Annotated in this window: 18 protein-coding genes and 1 pseudogene; 14 read left to right on the forward strand and 5 right to left on the reverse strand. The window is 65.4% G+C overall.

What is annotated here, in order from left to right:
- The gene (locus ACT3SZ_RS04185) at nucleotides 1–681 is read right to left on the reverse strand and encodes an IclR family transcriptional regulator (protein ID WP_444616932.1); all 681 of its coding nucleotides are present in this window, start codon (nucleotides 679–681) and stop codon (nucleotides 1–3) included.
- 257 nt (nucleotides 682–938) lie between these two features.
- Between ACT3SZ_RS04185 and ACT3SZ_RS04190 the strand changes: the two genes are divergently transcribed.
- The 11 genes from ACT3SZ_RS04190 to ACT3SZ_RS04240 all read left to right on the forward strand — a co-directional run bounded on the left by ACT3SZ_RS04190 (nucleotide 939) and on the right by ACT3SZ_RS04240 (nucleotide 11,712).
- A complete protein-coding gene (locus ACT3SZ_RS04190; RefSeq protein ID WP_444616933.1) occupies nucleotides 939–2,105 on the forward strand; it encodes an acyl-CoA dehydrogenase family protein in 1,167 nt (388 codons plus the stop codon).
- A 55-nt stretch (nucleotides 2,106–2,160) separates the two neighbouring features.
- A complete protein-coding gene (locus ACT3SZ_RS04195) occupies nucleotides 2,161–3,351 on the forward strand; it encodes a CaiB/BaiF CoA transferase family protein (protein WP_444616934.1) in 1,191 nt (396 codons plus the stop codon).
- Complete coding sequence (locus ACT3SZ_RS04200) at nucleotides 3,344–4,090, forward strand: CoA transferase subunit A (RefSeq protein WP_444616935.1); 747 nt, start codon at nucleotides 3,344–3,346, stop codon at nucleotides 4,088–4,090. The genes ACT3SZ_RS04195 and ACT3SZ_RS04200 overlap by 8 nt, the downstream gene beginning before the upstream one ends.
- The gene (locus ACT3SZ_RS04205) at nucleotides 4,087–4,728 is read left to right on the forward strand and encodes a CoA transferase subunit B (RefSeq protein ID WP_444616937.1); all 642 of its coding nucleotides are present in this window, start codon (nucleotides 4,087–4,089) and stop codon (nucleotides 4,726–4,728) included. The genes ACT3SZ_RS04200 and ACT3SZ_RS04205 overlap by 4 nt, the downstream gene beginning before the upstream one ends.
- Nucleotides 4,725–5,249, forward strand: a complete 525-nt coding sequence (locus ACT3SZ_RS04210) for a MaoC family dehydratase (protein ID WP_444616939.1) — start codon at nucleotides 4,725–4,727, stop codon at nucleotides 5,247–5,249. Before ACT3SZ_RS04205 ends, ACT3SZ_RS04210 begins: the two co-directional genes overlap by 4 nt.
- The gene (locus ACT3SZ_RS04215) at nucleotides 5,246–6,076 is read left to right on the forward strand and encodes an HpcH/HpaI aldolase/citrate lyase family protein (RefSeq protein ID WP_444616940.1); all 831 of its coding nucleotides are present in this window, start codon (nucleotides 5,246–5,248) and stop codon (nucleotides 6,074–6,076) included. The genes ACT3SZ_RS04210 and ACT3SZ_RS04215 overlap by 4 nt, the downstream gene beginning before the upstream one ends.
- A gap of 37 nt (nucleotides 6,077–6,113) precedes the next feature.
- On the forward strand, nucleotides 6,114–7,211 hold the full coding sequence (gene dctP / locus ACT3SZ_RS04220) for a TRAP transporter substrate-binding protein DctP (protein ID WP_444616942.1): 1,098 nt from the start codon (nucleotides 6,114–6,116) through the stop codon (nucleotides 7,209–7,211).
- 5 nt (nucleotides 7,212–7,216) lie between these two features.
- Nucleotides 7,217–7,828: a TRAP transporter small permease gene (locus ACT3SZ_RS04225; protein WP_444616944.1), complete on the forward strand. Its 612-nt coding sequence runs from the start codon at nucleotides 7,217–7,219 to the stop codon at nucleotides 7,826–7,828.
- 2 nt (nucleotides 7,829–7,830) lie between these two features.
- The gene (locus tag ACT3SZ_RS04230; protein WP_444616946.1) at nucleotides 7,831–9,117 is read left to right on the forward strand and encodes a TRAP transporter large permease; all 1,287 of its coding nucleotides are present in this window, start codon (nucleotides 7,831–7,833) and stop codon (nucleotides 9,115–9,117) included.
- A 110-nt stretch (nucleotides 9,118–9,227) separates the two neighbouring features.
- Complete coding sequence (locus ACT3SZ_RS04235) at nucleotides 9,228–10,301, forward strand: alkene reductase (protein WP_444617052.1); 1,074 nt, start codon at nucleotides 9,228–9,230, stop codon at nucleotides 10,299–10,301.
- Nucleotides 10,302–10,479: 178 nt separating this feature from the next.
- Nucleotides 10,480–11,712 (forward strand): Fic family protein, encoded by a 1,233-nt coding sequence (locus tag ACT3SZ_RS04240; RefSeq protein ID WP_444616948.1) that lies wholly within the window; start codon nucleotides 10,480–10,482, stop codon nucleotides 11,710–11,712.
- 32 nt (nucleotides 11,713–11,744) lie between these two features.
- On the opposite strand, the gene ACT3SZ_RS04245 is transcribed toward ACT3SZ_RS04240, so the two are convergent.
- On the reverse strand, nucleotides 11,745–11,981 hold the full coding sequence (locus tag ACT3SZ_RS04245) for a DUF433 domain-containing protein (protein WP_444616950.1): 237 nt from the start codon (nucleotides 11,979–11,981) through the stop codon (nucleotides 11,745–11,747).
- Nucleotides 11,982–12,013: 32 nt separating this feature from the next.
- Between ACT3SZ_RS04245 and ACT3SZ_RS04250 the strand changes: the two are divergent.
- A pseudogene (locus ACT3SZ_RS04250) lies at nucleotides 12,014–12,112 on the forward strand (CGNR zinc finger domain-containing protein); the annotation flags it as partial.
- 28 nt (nucleotides 12,113–12,140) lie between these two features.
- The gene (locus ACT3SZ_RS04255) at nucleotides 12,141–13,013 is read left to right on the forward strand and encodes a DUF1266 domain-containing protein (protein WP_444616951.1); all 873 of its coding nucleotides are present in this window, start codon (nucleotides 12,141–12,143) and stop codon (nucleotides 13,011–13,013) included.
- A gap of 35 nt (nucleotides 13,014–13,048) precedes the next feature.
- Here ACT3SZ_RS04255 and ACT3SZ_RS04260 read toward each other — a convergent pair whose 3' ends face one another.
- The gene (locus tag ACT3SZ_RS04260; protein WP_444616953.1) at nucleotides 13,049–13,807 is read right to left on the reverse strand and encodes a decaprenylphospho-beta-D-erythro-pentofuranosid-2-ulose 2-reductase; all 759 of its coding nucleotides are present in this window, start codon (nucleotides 13,805–13,807) and stop codon (nucleotides 13,049–13,051) included.
- Nucleotides 13,808–13,816: 9 nt separating this feature from the next.
- A complete protein-coding gene (locus ACT3SZ_RS04265) occupies nucleotides 13,817–15,232 on the reverse strand; it encodes an FAD-binding protein (RefSeq protein ID WP_444616954.1) in 1,416 nt (471 codons plus the stop codon).
- A 49-nt stretch (nucleotides 15,233–15,281) separates the two neighbouring features.
- On the opposite strand from ACT3SZ_RS04265, the gene ACT3SZ_RS04270 reads away from it, so the two are divergent.
- Nucleotides 15,282–18,401 carry a hypothetical protein gene (locus ACT3SZ_RS04270; RefSeq protein ID WP_444616955.1) on the forward strand — a complete coding sequence of 1,040 codons (3,120 nt, stop codon included), beginning with the start codon at nucleotides 15,282–15,284 and terminating at the stop codon, nucleotides 18,399–18,401.
- Here the strand turns inward: ACT3SZ_RS04270 and ACT3SZ_RS04275 are convergent.
- Nucleotides 18,398–18,718: a hypothetical protein gene (locus ACT3SZ_RS04275; protein ID WP_444616956.1), complete on the reverse strand. Its 321-nt coding sequence runs from the start codon at nucleotides 18,716–18,718 to the stop codon at nucleotides 18,398–18,400. The genes ACT3SZ_RS04270 and ACT3SZ_RS04275 overlap by 4 nt on opposite strands.
- Nucleotides 18,719–18,746 lie beyond the last annotated feature (28 nt).

Below are 18,746 nucleotides of genomic sequence, written 5' to 3' on the forward strand. Positions count from 1 at the left end.
TTAAAGCAATTGTGAGATCCGGTTGGCCGTTGCGGTTACCTTCCCGGCTACTTCGTCGATATGTGCCGAGAGTCGGTCCGTAGGGCCTGCCACGGACAGTGCCCACCGCGCCGGTTGCGCTGTGCCGATAGCACTCGCCACTGCGCTAAGGCCGGGCACGGTCAGTTCTCGGTTGATGGCGGCACCGGTGTGGCGGATGTTGGCGAGGTCGTCCAGAAGGGCTTCCCCGTCTAGGTCGGGATGCTTTCGTAGGTAGGCATCGACGGCTTTGTTGCTCATGGTCGAGAGAAATGCTCGGCCAGCACTCATGGGGACGAGTGCCTTCCTGATGCCGAGTGGTGTCGAGTAGTGGATCGCCTGATGTGCTTCGACCATCGTCACGTAAACGAAGGTGTCACCGACCAGCTCCGATAGGACGACTGTTTCGTCGATGTCGTCTCTCAGCGCCTCCATGTCGGGGCGGGCACGCTCGGCGAGCGGGGGTTGTGCTGAACGGAGGAGTGCGCCGGGGGCGGGACCTAGGTGGTAGATGCCTTCCGTCCCGACTAGGTAGCCCACGGACAACAGTCCCTGGACTAGTCCATGAGCCGAGGATTTCGGTGCCTGCAGTGCTTCGGCGAGCGCGGCCAAACTCATTCCGGCGGGCTCTGAGGCGGAGACGAGTTCCAGGATCGACGTCACTCGCGACACGGTCCGGTGTGCCGATCCCTCCCGTGGCGGGCGCAGGGGTTCAGTCCGGGGCGTGCTGTCGTTCATTGCTCTCCTGTGGGTAGGTGGGCTCGTAGTGGCCCCGCGTGGATCCCGACGGTGTGAGTGGCCGGTTGTTGGAAGCCTCTTGACGAGATCCTACCTCCTGAACTATGTTGTATTCGTGAATGAACGTTCCTATATAGGAACGAGCGTTCGTAACTAGGACGACAACGAGATGGGCGGACGACATGGGTTTTGAACTCAGTGAGGACCAGCGGGACCTCCGCGACGGGGCGAGGGAGCTCGCAGATAGTTTCGGGGACGACTACTGGGCAGAGAAGGACCGACTGGGAGAATTCCCGTGGGAGTTCTACACCGCCTTCGCCGACGGCGGGTGGCTTGGTATCGCGATTCCCGAGCAGTACGGAGGCGGTGGACTCGGGGTGACTGAGGCCTCCGTGCTGCTCCAGCAGGTCGCGGAGTCCGGAGCCGGGATGAATGGTTGCAGTACGATGCACCTGACCATTTTCGGCCTGAACACGGTGGTCAAGCACGGAAGTGAGGAACTGCGTCAGGAGATCCTGCCCAGGGCGGTCGACGGCTCCCTGCATGTCTGTTTCGGAGTGACCGAGCCCGATGCAGGCACGGATACCACCCGTATCAGGACGTTCGCGAAGAAGGTGGACGGTGGATACCTGGTGAACGGACGCAAGGTCTGGATCACGAAAGCGGGGCAGTCCACCAAAATGGTCCTGATCGCCAGGACCACGCCACGCGACCAGGTCGCCAAGCCGACCGACGGGATGTCGCTGTTTCTCGCCGACATCGACGACGACGCCGTCAGTGTCCAAGCGATCCCGAAGATGGGCCGGAACGCTGTCCAGTCCTACGAGGTCGTCTTCGATGACCTCTTCGTGCCGGACACCGCACGTGTCGGTGACGAAGGGAAGGGATTCCGCTACCTGCTCGACGGGCTGAACCCGGAACGTATCCTGCTGGCCCATGAGGCACTCGGTATCGGACGCGCCGCGATGCGGAAGGCGGTCGCCTACGCCGGCGAACGGATCGTGTTCGACCGTCCGATCGGCATGAACCAGGGAATCGCCTTCCCCCTGGCCGAATGCCAGACCCGACTGGACGCCGCAGAACTGATGGCACGGAACGCCGCATCCCGCTACGACCGTGGGTTGAGCTGTGGACGCGAGGCGAACATGGCGAAGTGGCTCTGTGCAGACGCCGGATTCAAGGCTGCTGACCAGGCCATACAGACGCTCGGCGGGATGGGCTACGCCAGGGAGTACAACGTCGAACGCTACTTCCGGGAGTCGCGGATCCTCCGGCTCGCCCCGGTGAGCCAGGAGATGGTCATGAACTACGTCGCCAACCATGTGCTGGGTCTGCCGAAGTCGTACTGACCCCGCGGGCCGCACGGTACCGACGGACCTGAGAAGAGAAAAGCGGAGAAACGCAGTGGAGAAAACAGAGAAGACCGGCGCGGGGAGCCTGGAAGGTTTGCAGGTCATCGACCTGTCCCGGGTCCTGGCGGGCCCGTTGTGCACCCAGATGCTCGCCGATCACGGTGCGACGGTGATCAAGGTCGAGCCTCCCGCAGGTGACGAGACGAGGACCTGGGGGCCGCCGTTCCTGGACGGTGACACCAGTGGGTACTACTCGGCACTCAACCGGAACAAGGACAATATCTGTCTGGACCTGACCTCTCCGGAAGGTGTGGAGGCACTGACGACACTTCTGCAGGGTGCGGACGTACTCGTCGAGAATTTCAAGGCGGGCACCCTGGCCCGCTGGGGGTTCACCGACGACCGGCTGGAACGCGAGTTCCCCCGGCTGGTCCACTGCCGCATCACCGGCTACGGCACCGAGGGCCCTATGGGCAGCACTCCCGGGTATGACGCGGCCCTACAGGCCTACTCGGGTCTGATGAGCATCAACGGGGAACCGGACGGGGCCCCGCTGCGTATCGGAGTGCCGGTGGTGGACATGGTCACGGGAATGCTGAGTTTCTCCGGGATCCTCCTTGCACTCCTTGAGCGCCACCGGTCCGGGCGTGGTCAGCGGGTGGATTCCACGCTCCTGGACAGCGCTGTCAGCCTCCTGCACCCCCACTCGTCGTCCTGGTTCGTTGATGGACGGGAACCGGTACGCACGGGCTCCGCCCATCCGACGATCGCTCCCTACGACGTCTTCTCGGCCGGCGGGCGGGCGATGTTCATCGGTGCAGGCAACGACCGGCAGTTCAGGGATCTCACCACACTGCTTGGACGGCCGGAGCTTGCCGACGACCCCGATTTCGTGACCAACGCCCGACGTGTCGGCAACCGGGAGCGCCTGCGCCGTTTCCTGGAGGATGCTCTCGCGGACTTCGACAGGGATGCCCTGTCCGATCTTCTCCTCTCTCGGGGGATCCCCGCAGCGCCGGTCAACACCGTGAATGAGGCACTCGACAGTCAACAGGTGGCATTCCGGGAGATGGTCGTCCGGGAGGACGACTACACCGGCCCCGGCGTGCCCGTGAAACTCAGTCGGACTCCAGGGGCGTTCCGGACGCCTCCGCGGCGTAAAGGCGAAGACACCGAACGAGTGCTGGCGGAGAACGGATGCTCTGCGGCGCTGATGCAGAGAATTGTGAGGAACAATGGATAAGACATACCGGTCGACCGTGGACGCGGTCGCGGACATCCCCGATGGTGCAAGTCTCGCCGTGGGCGGCTTCGGGTTGTGCGGTATTCCCTTCCGGCTGATCGAGGCGTTGCTTGACCAGGGAGTAGGGGACCTCAGGACCATCTCCAACAACTGCGGCATCGATGCCACCGGTCTGGGGCTTCTGCTCGACCACCACCGGATATCCCGTACTACCAGTAGCTACGTCGGTGAGAACAAGGAGTTCGCCCGGCAGTACCTCAGTGGGGAACTGGAACTCGAGCTCTGCCCCCAGGGCACTCTCGCGGAGCGGCTCCGTGCCGGAGGTGCGGGGATCCCCGCCTTCTTCACACCCGCCGGCGTCGGGACGCAGGTCGCCGAGGGCGGGCTGCCGTGGAAGTACCGGACCGACGGGACAGTCGACACCGTCTCCCCGGCTAAGGAGACACGCAGTTTCCACGGGAGGGACTACATCCTGGAGGAGGCGATCACCGCCGACTTCGCGCTGGTCCGGGCAGCGGTCGGCGACCGGCACGGAAACCTCAGGTACGACGGCGCGGCCCGAAACTTCAACCCGCTGTGTGCGGCCGCGGGCAGGATCACCGTCGCCGAGGTGGAGACGCTGGTGGAACCGGGAGAAATCGGCCCCAATGACATACATACCCCCGGGGCCTACGTCCAGCGGGTTGTCCGCGTCGGCGACGAAGGCAAGAAGATCGAGAAAAGGATGGTACGACCATGAGCCTGGACCGAGAGGCCCTCGCGCGACGCGTGGCAGATGAGCTTCACGACGGAGAGTACGTCAACCTGGGGATCGGGCTTCCCACGCTGGTCCCGAACCACATTCCCCGGGGGCGCCACGTCGTCCTCGAGTCGGAGAACGGCATTCTCGGGGTCGGTCCGTACCCTACCGTCGACGCCGTCGACCCCGACGTCATCAACGCAGGCAAGGAGACGGTGACCACGCTCCCCGGAGCTTCCTTCTTCGACTCCGCAGAGTCGTTCAGCTTAATCCGGGGAGGTCACATCGACACGGCGATTCTCGGCGCGATGCAGGTGTCGGGTGAAGGAGATCTCGCCAACTGGAGTGTCCCGGGCAAGATGATCAAGGGGATGGGAGGGGCGATGGACCTCGTCCACGGCGCCCGTCGGGTGATCGTGATGATGGAACACACCGCGAAAGACGGCTCACCGAAAATTGTGCGTGAGTGCTCGTTCCCCGCCACTGGTCGCCGCTGCGTCGACCGTATTGTCACTGACCTCGCGGTCATTGACGTCACCACGGAAGGACTGGTCCTCCGGGAACTGTCACCGGGTGTCACCAGGGAGATGGTCGAGGCAGCGACCGAACCTCCGCTGATCGTCGGGGAGGTGGCATGATGAACAACCCCGTTCCGTCGACCACAGAGAGCCGACCGTACCGGACAGTGGAGCAACGCGGATTCTGGTTCGACGAACTGGAGACCGGCGTGACCTACCGCCATGCACCGGGAAGGACATTGACCCAGTCCGACAACATCCAGTTCAGCACGTTGACGATGAACCCGCAGTCCCTTCACCTTGACGCAGCACGCAGCAGCAGCTCCGAGTTCGGCGAACCGCTGGTCAACAGTCTGTTGACGATGTCGGTACTGGTCGGCTTGTCGGTGGGGCACCTGACACAGGGCACCATCGTGGCCAACCTCGGTTTCGGGGACACGGTGTTCCCGGCCCCCGTCTTCAGCGGAGACACGATCTACGGGCGCACCGAAGTGCTGGAGAAGAGGCTATCGCGTAGCCGCCCTGACCAGGGGATCGTCACATTCAAGCATATCGCCGAGAATCAGGACGGGGTGGTCGTCGCCATGGTCACCCGCACCACGTTGATGCGCCTGTCACCTGAGGGGGGTGAACCGGCATGAGTATCCCCGGACCTGTCTGGTTGTTCTGTCCCGGTGACCGTCCCGAGCGGTACACGAAAGCACTGGCAGCTGCGGACGCGGTCATCATCGACCTCGAGGATGCCGTCGCCGATGTGGACAAGGACCGTGCCCGTACCGCCCTCGTGGAGTGCCCGGTGGACCCAGCGCGGGTCATCGTCCGGGTGAACCCTGCCGGGAGCGGGCACAGGGACGCCGACCTGGAGGCGGTGGCGCGGACAAAATATACGAGGATCATGCTTCCCAAGGTCGAGGATCCCCGCGACCTCGACGGCATGGACCGATGGGAGGTGGTGGCCTTGATCGAGACGGCCCAGGGAGTCCTCTGTGCCCCCGCCATCGCCGCCCATTCTGGTGTAAGCGCTGTGATGTGGGGTGCAGAAGACCTCATCGCCTCGCTCGACGGAAAGTCGAGCAGGGACCCGTCGGGTCGGTACCGCGACGTTTGCCGGACGGCCCGCTCACAAGTGCTGTTGAGTTGTGGCGCGGCCGGGACCGACGCCGTGGACTCGGTGTATCTGGACATCGCCGATGTGGCCGGCCTGGCGGAGGAGTCCTCGGATGCCGTGGCCAGTGGTTTCACCTACAAGGCATGTATCCACCCCTCACATGCGGAGGTGATCAGGAAGGCATTCCGACCCGGAGACGCCGAAGTGGCGTGGGCACGCGACGTCATCGACAGCGGACGTGGCGGCGGAGTATCCACCGTCGGTGGACGGATGGTGGATGCCCCTCTCATCCGGCAGGCGGAGAAGATCCTCAGGAACGCCCTGCCAGGACAGGAGCGTCGTAAACATGACGGCCCGTGACCAGACAACAGTTCATCCACAACCAGAGGAGTGGGTCATGTCTCCCAGGACAACCCCCGGAAGTCGGCGCGGCATTCTGGCCGTGACCCGCACCATCGTCGGAGCCGTCGCGGCAGTGACGCTCCTGGCGTCCGGCACGGCATGCACGCCCGAAGTGCGGGACGGTACCGCCACCAACCCCCTGAAGATGGCCGACGGCTGGGCCCTGACCCACCCCTTCGGAGTCGGCGGGACAACCCCGTTCCTCGACGCGCTCGGCGAGTCAGGAGTTGAGGTGGACTACTTCGCCTCAGGACAGATGGGGGCCGTCCAGGACCTCCCCGATACCCTCCGCGGCGGGATCGTGGATCTGGGGATCGTCTCGCCGTCCTACAACAGTTCGGAATTTCCCCTGTCCAGTGTCGGTGACCTGCCCGGTTTCGGTTCGGACGCCTGCGCCATCGGCTACTCGATGATGGAGTTGGGGGCGCCGGGGAACATCCTCTACGACGAAGAGCTCGAGGACATGAAGTTCCGTCCGCTCTGGGCGTCGACGGTGCCTTCCTACGAGGTCATGACGTCAGGAGTGGAGGTCACGTCCCCGGAGGACGCGGCCGGCCTTGTTCTGCGCTCCCCGGGCGGGTCCCTCGACAGGGTCGTCGACGGACTGGACGCTGCCGGCGTGTCGATGCCCACCGGCGACTTTTACGAGGCGATCTCGAGATCGACGGTGGAAGGCACGGTGACCGGCCCGGTCAGCGTGACCCCTTACGGTCTCGAGGACGTCCTGACCGACACCACGGTCGGGGCCGAGCTCGGCTCGATCACCGTGTTCTACGGGATCAACACGGATGCCTGGGAGAGGCTTTCCACGGACCAACAGCAGGCCGTCATCGCGGCCGCCGAAATCGCACAGCGGTCGGTCTGCGATGAACTCAACAACGCCAACGCCGAGGCGTACCAGACGATGGAGGACGCAGGCGTCACGCTCCACGACATTTCGCCGCAACGGGACGAGTGGCGTCGTGCCACCGAGCCCGTCGTCGAGAACTGGGTGGAGACCGCTGAGGCAGCGGGTCTGCCCGGACGCCGCGTGCTCGACGCCTTCACGACCGCGATGGACCACTACTCCAACCACCACATCGAGAAGAGTTGATACCCGTGTCCTCTACAATCGTCCATTTAAGCCATCAGGGTAACGCGATTCCCACTGCGTTCGGGTTCCGCGACACGGATCATCCGCGCCTGGACCGCGTGCAGAACGGGCTATCGGCGTTCTGCGCCTGGATTGCCGGTGCCTCTGTGGTCGTCCTGTGCATCCTGACACTCGTGGAGATCGTGATGCGTTCGGTCTTCCACCATCCCCTGGGGTGGAACGTCTCTGTCATCGAGAAGTTCCTGCTGCCGGTGATCGCCTTTTTCGGTCTGGTGACCGCGTACCGGACGGCGTCGCACATTGCCGTCGCCTCCCTTTTCGCCCGGCTGAACCCGCGGATCAGGAAAGTCATCCTGGTACTGATTCATCTCCTGATTTTGACCGTGCTGCTGACGCTGCTCGTCGCAGGATGGAACAAGACGGCGATGTCCGTGGAGCTCGGTCACCGGGTCCTGCCGGGTCTGGCGGACCTGCCTCTTCCCGACTGGACATTCCTGGTCATCGTGCCGCTGTCCGCACTTCTCGGTGTGATCGTGGTGGCGCTCGACCTGGTGCGTGAACTCATCGCACCCTGGGACCGCCCCTACTCCGATTACGACCCGGGCGAGGTGCACTGACCATGTTGGCATTGTCGATCCTCCTCCTCCTCGTTGTTCTCGTCATGCTGCGGGTTCCGGTCAGCTTCGCGGTCTTTGCCGCGGGACTGGTGGGGCTCCTCTTTATCGGCGGTCCCGGCCTGGCCCTCCACGCGATGGAATCGGCCCCCTTCGCCGCCGTCCGGTCGAACTCGCTCTCCGCGATTCCCCTATTCATCCTCATGGCACAGTTGATGCTCCTGTCCGGGCTCCTGGACTCGTTGTTCGACGCCGCGCGAAGCTTCGTCGGACGGATCTCCGGTGGCACGGCTGTGGCCACCGTCGGAGCGGGTGCGGCCTTTGCCGCCGTGTCTGGGTCATCCACGGCTGCGGCGGCGACGCTGGCGCAGACCTCGACGACCCGCATGCTGAAGGAGGGCTACCGGACAGGTACCGCCACCGGTCTCGTCGCCGTGGTCGGAACGTTGGCCGCCATGATTCCTCCGAGCATCATCCTCGTGTTCTACGCGATCACTGCCGAGGCGCCGGTCGGGAAAGTCCTGGTGGCAGGTTTCTTCCCTGGCATTGTGATCGCCCTGAGCCTGGTTGTCACGATGTACCTCGGTTTCCTTCGCGACAAGAGTGCCGCACCGAAGGGTGAGCGGTCGTCCTTCGGGACGAAACTGCGCTATCTGGTGAAGGCGTCGCCGCTCCTGGTCGTCTTCATCGCGGTCGTCGGGTCCATCTTCTTCGGTATCGCCAGCCCGACCGAGGCTGCGGCACTTGGCGTTCTCGCGTCACTCGTGCTGGTCATCGCTCTTCGCCGGTGGAACACCCGGGCTGTCGGCGTGGCGATCCTGGAGACTGTGAAAACCTCGGCGATGATCTTCGCGATCATCATCTCCGCAGGGATCCTGGGCATCTTCATCACCGAGACCCGCGTGACTCCGAAGCTGGTCGAAAGCATTGGCGGCTCCAGCTGGAACCCGTTCATCATCATGCTGTTGATCGGCGTGGTGTACATCGTCCTGGGGTTCTTCATGGATCAGATCGCGATCATCGCGTTGACGGTCCCGGTGACACTGCCGGTGGTGGAGGCTTTGGGATACGACCCGATCTGGTTCGGCATCTACGTGGTTCTCCTTGCCGAGGCAGGAATGGTGACCCCACCGATGGGTATCAACGTCTTCGTGGTGGCGAAGGCGGTCAGGGTGAATCCGATCACCGTCTTCAAGGGCGCGTTCCCGTACGTCCTCGCGACGATGGTGATCGCCGTGATCTTCCTTATCTGGCCCGAGGTGGTCATGTGGGTACCGAACCTGCAAAATTAGCTTGCTCTGACGTCGTCTGGGAATACCGCCGCCGCACACCAGGTTGACCGGACGTGACTTCGACATCAACGACTGCAACGACCGCAACCACCGCAACCACTGCAACTTCAGTGAACTCCCTCTTCGACTCGCTGGACGCCGGCGCTCTGCACCTGAACAATCGGGTGACCATGGCCGCGCTGACCCGCCAGCGCGCCGAGGAGGACGGCAACCCCACCGACCTGCACGTGGAGTACTACCGCCAGCGTGCCAGCGCCGGACTGGTGCTCACCGAGGGCACCTTCCCCGCCTTCAGCAACCGATCCTTCCCCGGCCAGGCCGGCATCGCCACCGACGAGCACCGTGACGGGTGGGCCCGGGTGGCCGACGCCGTCCACGCCGACGGCGGCACCCTGGTCATGCAGATCATGCACGGCGGGCGCACGTCCCACCCTGACCTGCTGCGCGGCGGTGAGCCGGAGGCCCCGAGCGCACTCGGCACCGGCGGCCCGGTCCGTGGGTTCTCCGGCAAGCTCGATGGCGTGGTGCCGCGTGCCCTGGCCACCGACGAGATCCCGCGCATCATCCAGGAGTTCGTGGACGGTGCACGCCGCGCGGTGGATGCCGGCGTCGATGCCGTGGAGATCCACGGCGCGAACGGTTACCTGCTGCACGAGTTCACCGCCGCGTCCTCGAACCACCGGGAGGACGCCTACGGCGGGTCGCCGGAGAACCGGGCGCGACTGACCGTCGAGGTCGTGCGCGCGGTCGCCGAGGAGATCGGAGCGGACCGTACGGCGCTGCGTATCTCCCCGGAGCACGGTGTGCAGGGCGTGCCGGAGGACGACCGGGAGGACGTCCTGGCCACCTATGGTGCCCTCCTTGACGGCATCCGCGACGTGGGGATTGCGTACCTGTCGGTGTTGCACGCCGACATCGACGGCGACCTGGTCGCCGCGCTGCGCGCGCGTTTCGGCGGGGCATTCCTGCTCAACAGCGGATTCGGGAAGGTCACCCAGTTCGACGAGGCACGCCACATCGTCGAGGACGACCTGGCGGATGCGGCGGTCGTGGGCCGTCAGCTCATCGCCAACCCGGACCTGGTGCGTCGCTGGAAGGACGGCCTCGAGCTCAACGAGCCGGACTCCTCGACGTTCTACGTGGGCGGCGCCCACGGCTACACCGACTACCCGTTCGTGGGGTAGGGGCTTAGCCGGGGTCAGAATGATCTCGGTGGCCCCGTGGATCATTCTGGTGCCGGAAGGTGACCGCCAATTTGATGTAAAGTGCCATTTACATCAAGTTGGGCTAGATCTGAGGTCGGCAACATGATCTCAGCGTGCCCGTAGACCAGGTTCGGCACACACCACGAAGGGTTCGATGATGTCCTACCGCACGCTCAAGTCGATCTTCCATCAGCGGGACCGCAGCACTGCCGACGGTGAAGAGGCGGCCCGCCGGTCGTCACCTGCCGCGATCCACTGGAACTTCATGGTCGGCGACCACACGATGTTCTGCCTGGTAACACCGGACATTGCACGCTTGATCGAGCGGATCATGGACCATGAGAATCGGGCGCGCCAGGTATGGAGAAGCCTCCCCCGTGCTGTGCAGTACCACTATCTGCGGACGATGATTGTGGAGGAGATCTACGCAACGAACGATATTGAGGCCGTCTATTCCACTCGCCAGGAGATTGCGGATGTCTTGGATGCGGTCCAGGGTGGTGCAGTATCGGAGCAACGGCGTTTCCGCGAGATGGCGCGGCTCTACAGTGCATTGTCGGACAACACCGTGGAGCCGCCGGGGACTATTGAGGACATTCGCCGTATCTACGACGACGTCACTGACGGGGAAATTGATTCCGGTGACTCACTGGATGGGGATCTGTTCAGGGCTGGTGCTGTACATATCTCCTCAGGACAGAAAGTAGTTCATTCGGGGTCGCCCACCGAGGAGATCATTGTCTCTGGGCTCCGCGAGATGTTGAGTCAGTCTCGGAATGATGACATCCCGATACTGGTCAGGGCAGTTATTTCCCACTTCATCTTCGAGAATGTGCACCCGTTCTATGATGGCAACGGACGAACTGGGCGCTACCTGCTTGCACTGGACTTGGGCCGGAGCTTGTCGCCCGTCGCGTGGTTGTCTCTGTCGGCCACGATCGCTGACAACAAAGAACGGTACTATAAGGCATTTCAGGACGCTGAGCAGCCGTTGAATCACGGCGATGCCACGGTTTTCGTCACCTCCATGTTGGAGATCATTGCGGAAGCCCAGGGTCGAATGCGTGACGATCTGGAGCACAGGAAGAAGCAGATTGACGCGATTGTCGCCCGGGTTCCGGAACTGAAGAATGACGACACTTTCCGGGGGTCGAAGAATGGTGCCGTAGAGGTTCTGGCCATCATTGGGCAGGCATCGTTGTTTGGGGTGAAGGGAGAGGTAACTCTGGAGGTCATTGCGAAGTCCCTGAAAAAATCGAAGCAGTATGTCCGCCCAAGGACAGCCGACCTTGTCGATCGTGGTTTTATCCGGCAGGTATCGGCAATGCCACTCCGATTTCGACTGGCGCATGCAGGCAGAGAAGCCCTGGGATTGGTTGACTCCGAGTGATTCGGTAGCGCCTCCTGGGCTGTTGCGCTACGTCACTCGGATTGTTGAAGCTCGAGGTAGTACTCACTGTCCGCCAGCGCCGCGGTGTAGGCCAACGCCTGTTGAACATCTTCCTTCTCCAGGAAGGGATACTCGTCCAGGATCGTTGGCACGCTCTTCCCGCCGGCCACCATGTTGCCGATCATGGAGACCGACAGGCGGAGGTCGCGAATAGTCGGCTTGCCGCCCATCCTTGCGGGGTCGACCGTGATCCTGTCGAAGCGTGTCATAGGCATGAGCATATGCCAGAACGCGCACGACGATCCGCTTTTCGCGGGCAGAGGGGAATCGCTGCGCCGCCTATAGCGGCAGTCGGCGATGGTGCTCGATGGAATCCTGCGGCAACAAGGCCACGGTTCAGCACCTCGCAGCCTGCTACGCTGCCTCCCGTGTATGCGGACAACACCACGGAATCGATGACGTACGACGAGTACCTTGCACTCGACGGGTTCAAGGCGGGGAGGTACCCGCTCGTCAGGGAGAACCGACTGAACCGGGAGCGGCAGCTCGCGTGGTCGCTGTCGATGCCCTTCGAGATGGACAAGGGGCGTGTCGTCGACGGGCCGAGCGGGGACTACCGGGCCCGTCCTCGGTCTTTTTCGTGGGTCGCGTTCGTTTCCGATCGCAGTGGAGCGCCTCCGGGCTTCGAAGGCCTGTGTCGGCTCGACAAGGAGAGACTGAACTCCGTGTGGGGAGTCACGACCGGAGCGTCGGCGGTCAATACAGCATGGAAGTTGATCCTCGAGGCCGGGGATCCGGGGTATCGCGTCCTGCTGCCTTATGCGCGAGACATCGTGGCACGACCGCTCGAGGCCCGAATCGACAGGGCAGGAGATCTCTTTGACGAGATGGTCCGGAGGATATCGGAGAACCTCCCGGACAGGGATCCTGTGCGGGAGGTCCATCGGGTGCTCGACCCGTTCATCACGGTGAATGCCCCGCAGGTTCTGCCGTCGGTGCTCCCCCGGGACACGGCCGCATGGGATATCGCCCGAGCCCTTCAGCTGCTCCGCGTCTCATTCCGGACCGGCTTGATCGACGTGAAAGACACGGACACCCTGGTCGACTCCGCACTCCACGTGACCCGTCAGGCTTATGGGAACTGGCGTGAGTACGCCGACGGTTATATCGTCGGCCGCGCAGAATCCGCCGGCTTGGTCGACGAGGATGCCTTCGCCGAGAGGGACGCCGTTGCCGATGCGCTGAACCACCCGCAGTCACTGTGGCGGACCGAATCGCTGCAGGGCACCGCGGTTCGCTGAACCAGCAGGAGCGTCCCTCGCCTTATTGCACGCCCCTACAGCGGCAGTCGCCGAACGACTGCCTGTGGCAGGTTCTTCAGGATCATCATGATCGGACGGAACAGCGGGTGGATCCAGATCACCGGCTTGCCACCGTCCACACCTGCGGCGACGGCCTTGGCGGCGTCGGTCTTGTCCACCGTCAGTGGGGCGTCGTCCAAAGCGGCGGTCATGTTCGTGCGCACCTGGCCGGGGCGCACGGTCAGCACCTTCACCCCGGTGCCACGCAGCGCCTCGCCGAGCATGCGGTAGAAACCGTCCACACCGGCCTTGGTGGAGCCGTAGACGAAGTTCGACCGGCGCACCATCTCACCGGCGACGGAGGAGAACACCACGATCTGACCGTGGCCCTGCGCCTTCATCCGGTTGGACAGCAGCACACCCACCGACACCGCGCCGGTGTAGTTGACCTGTGCGGCCAGCACAGCCTGCTCCTGGTCGGTCCACTGCACCTCGTTGTCGCCGAGCACACCGAAGGCCACCACGGCCAGGTCGATGTCGCCGCCGGCCCAGATCTCGTCGAAGACTCCCGGGTGGGAATCGAAGTCGGTGGCGTCGAAGTCGACGGTCTCCACGGAGGACGCGCCGGCGGCCTCCATACGTCCGATGGCGGAAGACAGCTCCGCACCGGGACGTGCGGCCAGCACCACGCGTGCCGGACCGCGGGTGAGGAACTCCTCGACCACGGCCAAGCCCATGTCGGACGCGCCGCCGAGCAGCAGGATGGACTGGGGTTTACCCACAGCGTTGATCATTAAAAACTCCTAGTTCAGCTCGAGGCGGCGGGACATGTCGGAGGCGAAGACACCGGTCGGGTCGATGTCCCGACGCGTCTTCAGCCAGCCGGACAGGCCGGGGTACATCTTGTGGAAGTTCTCCGCGGACGTGCGGGACTCCTTGGCCAGGTACAGCCGGCCACCGAACTCCATGACCCGCTGGTCGAGCTTGTCCAGGAAGTCACCCAGGCCCGGACGGATCGGGAAGTCCACGCACACATTCCAGCCCGGCATCGGGTAGCTCAGCGGCGCACGGTTGCCCTCGCCGAAGAGCTTGAACACGTTCAGTGCCGAGTAGTGGCCGGACTTCTGGATGTCGCGGATGATGTCCTTGAACGGTTCCACGGCCTCGGTCGGCACCACGAACTGGTACTGCAGGAAGCCCTTCGGGCCGTAGCCACGGTTCCACTCGCCGATGAGGTCCAGCGGCTGGTAGAACTGCGTGAGGTTCTTGACCTGGTTCTTCGCCGGTGCGCCCATGGTGTAGTACGCCAGGCCCACGGCCGACAGGGTCAGCTTGTTCAGGGTGAAGGACGGGAAGACGTCCGGCACGGTCATCAGCTGCGGGGCGTTGAACTTCAGCGGGTCCGCCGCCAGCTTCGGGGCGTACTCCTTGAGCTGGTCCAGGGTGGCCAGGGAGCCACGGGAGATCGTGGCGCGGCCCAGCTTCGGGGCCGGGGAGATGCAGTCGAACCACGCCGAGGAGTAGGTGTAGTTGACCTCGGAGCCGTCGGAGTGCGCGGCGATGGTCTCGTCGAGGGTGTCCGTCCGGTCGGTGTCCGCCAGGAAGTAGGCGGTCTCGGTCTTGGTCATCCGGATGGTGGCGCGCAGGATGATGCCGGTCAGACCCATGCCACCCACGGTGGCCCAGAACAGGGTGCCGTCCGGGTCGTCCGCGGAGCCCTCGGGCTCGATGTGCAGCACGCGACCGTCGGCGACGAGCAGTTCCATGGACACCACGTGGTCGCCGAAGGAGCCGGCGGAGTGGTGGTTCTTTCCGTGGATGTCCGGGCCGATGGCGCCGCCGATGGTGACCTGGCGGGTGCCGGGCAGGACCGGGACCCACAGGCCGGACGGCAGGGCCGCCTTCATCAGCTGGTCGAGGGTCACGCCGGCGTCCACATCGACCAGGGCGGTGTCCGGGTCGATGGAGTGGATGCGGTTGAGCTGCTGCATGTCGATGACCAGCCCACCGCCGTTCATGGCGGGGTCGCCGTAGGACCGGCCCATGCCACGGGCGATGACGCCGCGCTTGAGGTGGTCGGGCTTATCGGCGTTGTCGTCGGCGACCTGCGCGACGGCTGCGGAGATGATATCGACATCAGGGGTGGCGAGGACCTCGGCCGAGGTGGGCGCGGTTCGTCCCCACCCGGTGAGCGTCCGGGTGTGCGTCTTCAGTTCCATGCACACCACTCTACCGCCGGGGGAGGCCAATTCATGCCATAGTTGGGGCATGGATCGGCTCGAAGGTACGCAGGGTGTGGTGTGGGTCGCACAGGAATGGGAGTCTGTGCGCGGTATGCATTCCCGCGGTGAACTGGGGGAAGAGCCCTACCTGCGCAGGTGTGGGGAACTGTCGGATTCCCTGGGAAGTTCCCGTGAAGATGAGGAGCTGCGCTATCGGATCGACCTGCTGCGTTGTCTGGAGGGGGAGGCGCTGGATCGGCGCGACACCGTGGACCTGCTCCCGGCGTTGTGGGCGATGCACCGCAACGATCCCGCGCGCTTCCCCGCCCACCCGGACGCGACGGCAGACACAGACGATCTACCGAACCTCTTCGAGCTGCTCTGGCAGGAGGTGGTGCTCAGCGCCGCGCAGCGTCCTACCGTCGACCGGGACCACCTTGATCATCTCGCCGGGCTGGCGGTGGAGGCCCTGCGTGAACTGGGAAGTTCGCCGGAAGACGTCGCCGAGGCGTCGGTGCGCGTCCTGCTTTCCCTCGGCCGGCTGGACGAGGCGCAGGCATTGCTCGACGATCTGCCGGAACCTCAGCTCCCCGCCGAGCCGACGTGGGCGCAGGCACACCGGCACCAGCGTGACCTGGATGTGCGCGGCATGGTGGCCTTGCAGCGCGGTGAGTTGGACGTCGCCGCGGCGATCGTCGAGGCGATGGAGAACGCCCCCGAGGCGCACGTGCAGCCCACGGTGATGCTGGCGGAGTCGCTGATCCCCCTGTCCGGGGTCGTCTCCCCGGAGGTCACCGCCGCGCGTGCGGCGTTCGTCGCCGACCGGTCGGTGGGTTCCCCCGAATTGTCGGACGCGCTGCTGCAGGTCGCCGAGTATCTCGCGGTGACCGGTCACGAGGCCCACGCCCTGGGTCTGCTGGACCGCATGTTGCCCACGCTGGCGCTGCACCGTCGGGACCCGGATGCTGACGTGCACCTGCTGGAGGGACTGCACACGGTGTACGCCGCCGCGGCGGCTGCGGGACACGGGTCGGTGCGTCCTCAATTCGCCGGTTTGCCGGCGGTGGCGGACTGGTTGGCGGTGGCCGGCGAGCGCGCCGGCGGTGGCACGGTCGCGGGCCTGGCGCGGTGGACGGGGGAGCGGGCACGCCGCGCGGCGGCCGCCCTGGACACCCGCAATGGCAATGATGTGGAGATGACGGTGGGCCTCGGCCTGCACCGACTGCCGGACGGTGCCGCGGCCCAGCCCCACCCGCTGCCAGCGTCCGCCGCCCTGTCGGTGACCCCGGCGGTGGTCCCCTCGCAGGAGGCGGAGTTGCCGTCGTGGGTGGAGGACGCCTGGCTGCACCTGCCACGCGAGGTCGCCGACTGGCGCGGCGAGGTCAGTGGGGTGTTCTCCCCGGAGATCGCCGTCGCCGGCCCGGTGGACCTCGATTCCCTAGGTGCCGGCGATACGGTCGCGGCGTTGATGCTGTACTCGATGCTGGGTCTGGAGGAGGCGGTGCAGACCGCAGTCGACCGGTTGGCGGAACTCGCCAACGGGCTGGACCCGCGCTTTGACCTGGGCACTCACCGGGACCTGGTGGAGGAGCTGCTGCGTCGCTACGATGCCCGGGCGCTCGAGGAGTACGGGGACGACGACGAGTTCGGAGACGATGACGAGTACGGGGACGACGCGTTCGACGAGGACGACGACGGCGCGTCCGATGCGTCCGACGCCCCCGCGGCGCTCCAGGAGCTGGACGAGCTGCTGCGCGCGCGCCAGCGCACCCAGGACGAGGTCGAAGATTCCGGTGCCGACCCGGTGACTATCCTCGCCGCCCGGGTGGGCACCGTCGCCGGCATGTGGCAGGGCTCCGGCCCGCTGGTGCGCCGCGTGATCGAGCAGGACGTCCTGATGGGCGGGGTGTACCCCGACCAGGTGGCGCTGCGTCTGGCCTTGCGCGCCGTCCGGCAGGTCACGCTCCTGGTGCCGCGGTCTGTGCCGGAGGTCGGTTCCGCGCTGCTCGCCGGTATCGCCGAGCAGGCGGATCCGGGAGACCCCGGTGTGACGGACCTGATCGCGCAGCTGTCGCACTACGTTGCCGGGGTGGCGCTGAGTCTGCCGTCCCCACCTACGGGTCCTACGGCGATGCTCGCCGGGGAGGAGGCCCCGGAGCTACTCGACGAACTGCTGTCCCTCGGCGTCGCTTTGTCCTCGCACGGTGCCTTCCACGAGGCGCTGGCCGTATACGAGCGGTGCCTGCGCACCCTCACCGGTGGTGAGCTTGGCGTGGCTCCCGAGGACGCTGCGACGATGCGCATCCACCTCCTCGCCGCCCGCGGGGAGACGCTCGCCAAGCTCGGCAACCACCGGGGCGCGGCCGGGGCCTTCGCCGAGGCGTCCGACAGTGCCCAGCACCTGCAGCAGTGGGAGGCTGCCGCGGAGTACCAGGTCAACTGCGTGTCCTCCCTGCTCGACGACCATGACTACCCGCGCGCGGCCTTCGTGCTGGAAAGCGTCGACGACATTGAAGGCCTGGACTGGATGCTCTTCCCCCACGCCTCCTTCCGCCGCGAGGTCGAGGCCACCCGGCTGGCCAGTGCGCTGGTCGGGGAGAACTTCGCCCGCGACTGGGCGGGCCAGGTCGAGCGTCTGAAGGACGCCTACCGCACCTTCCACGCCGCGGCGAGTGTCGGCGGTGCCGGGGCGTCCGGCGGGCCGGTGGGTTCGGACGGGCCGGAGATGTCGGCCCAGGAACTGGGCCTGCGCGCCGCCGGCGACCTCGTTGACCAGGTCCTGGCCGTCAACCGGGGGTTGGTGCACACCGACCGGGTGGATGAAGCGCTGGCGCTCACCGCGTGGGCCGCCAGCGAGGCCAAGGACGCGGAGGGGACGTTCGTGCGTGCCCGGGCGTCGGCACAGGTGCAGGCGCATTCGGACAGTGCGGTGGAGTCCGCACGGTTGGAGGCGTTGACCGAGGAGGCGCTGCTCTTGCACGTCGCCGAACGCGACGATGAGGCACTGCTGGTCTTCGAGTCCGTGGCGCAGCAGGCGCGCCGGGCGGGTGCGGACTGGCTGCTCGCCGCGGTCACCCACCGGCTCGAGGCGGCCGCTCACTACGGCGGGGACACCGGGGTGCGCGAACGCTACGCCGCGCTGCTCGCCGACGTCACAAGTAACTAGAGTTCCATGACCTCGCGCACGGTCTCGGGCAGCTCGGCGACGCAGGTGATCGTCGGCCCGTCGTAGTCGCGCAGCTCCTGGTTGATGATGCGCCGACTAGTCGAGTCGAGCACGGGCATCTCCTGGGCGAGCAGTCGCACCATGAACTCGTTCAGCGGGGCCTCGGTGTGGCTGGCGGCCTCGTAGCTGTCGTCGGCAGCGGTACCGCCGACCACGCTGGTCTGGGCGCGCGACCCCTTCGTCCCGGCGGGCTGGCCGTCGTTGGCTTTGGCGATGTTGCGCCGCATCTGTGTCTTCGCGCGGTCTCTTCCGAACATGGGGCCAGCGTACCGCGCCGACCGCCGC

This window comes from Corynebacterium sp. AOP40-9SA-29 (assembly GCF_052377405.1).
Classification (GTDB): domain Bacteria; phylum Actinomycetota; class Actinomycetes; order Mycobacteriales; family Mycobacteriaceae; genus Corynebacterium.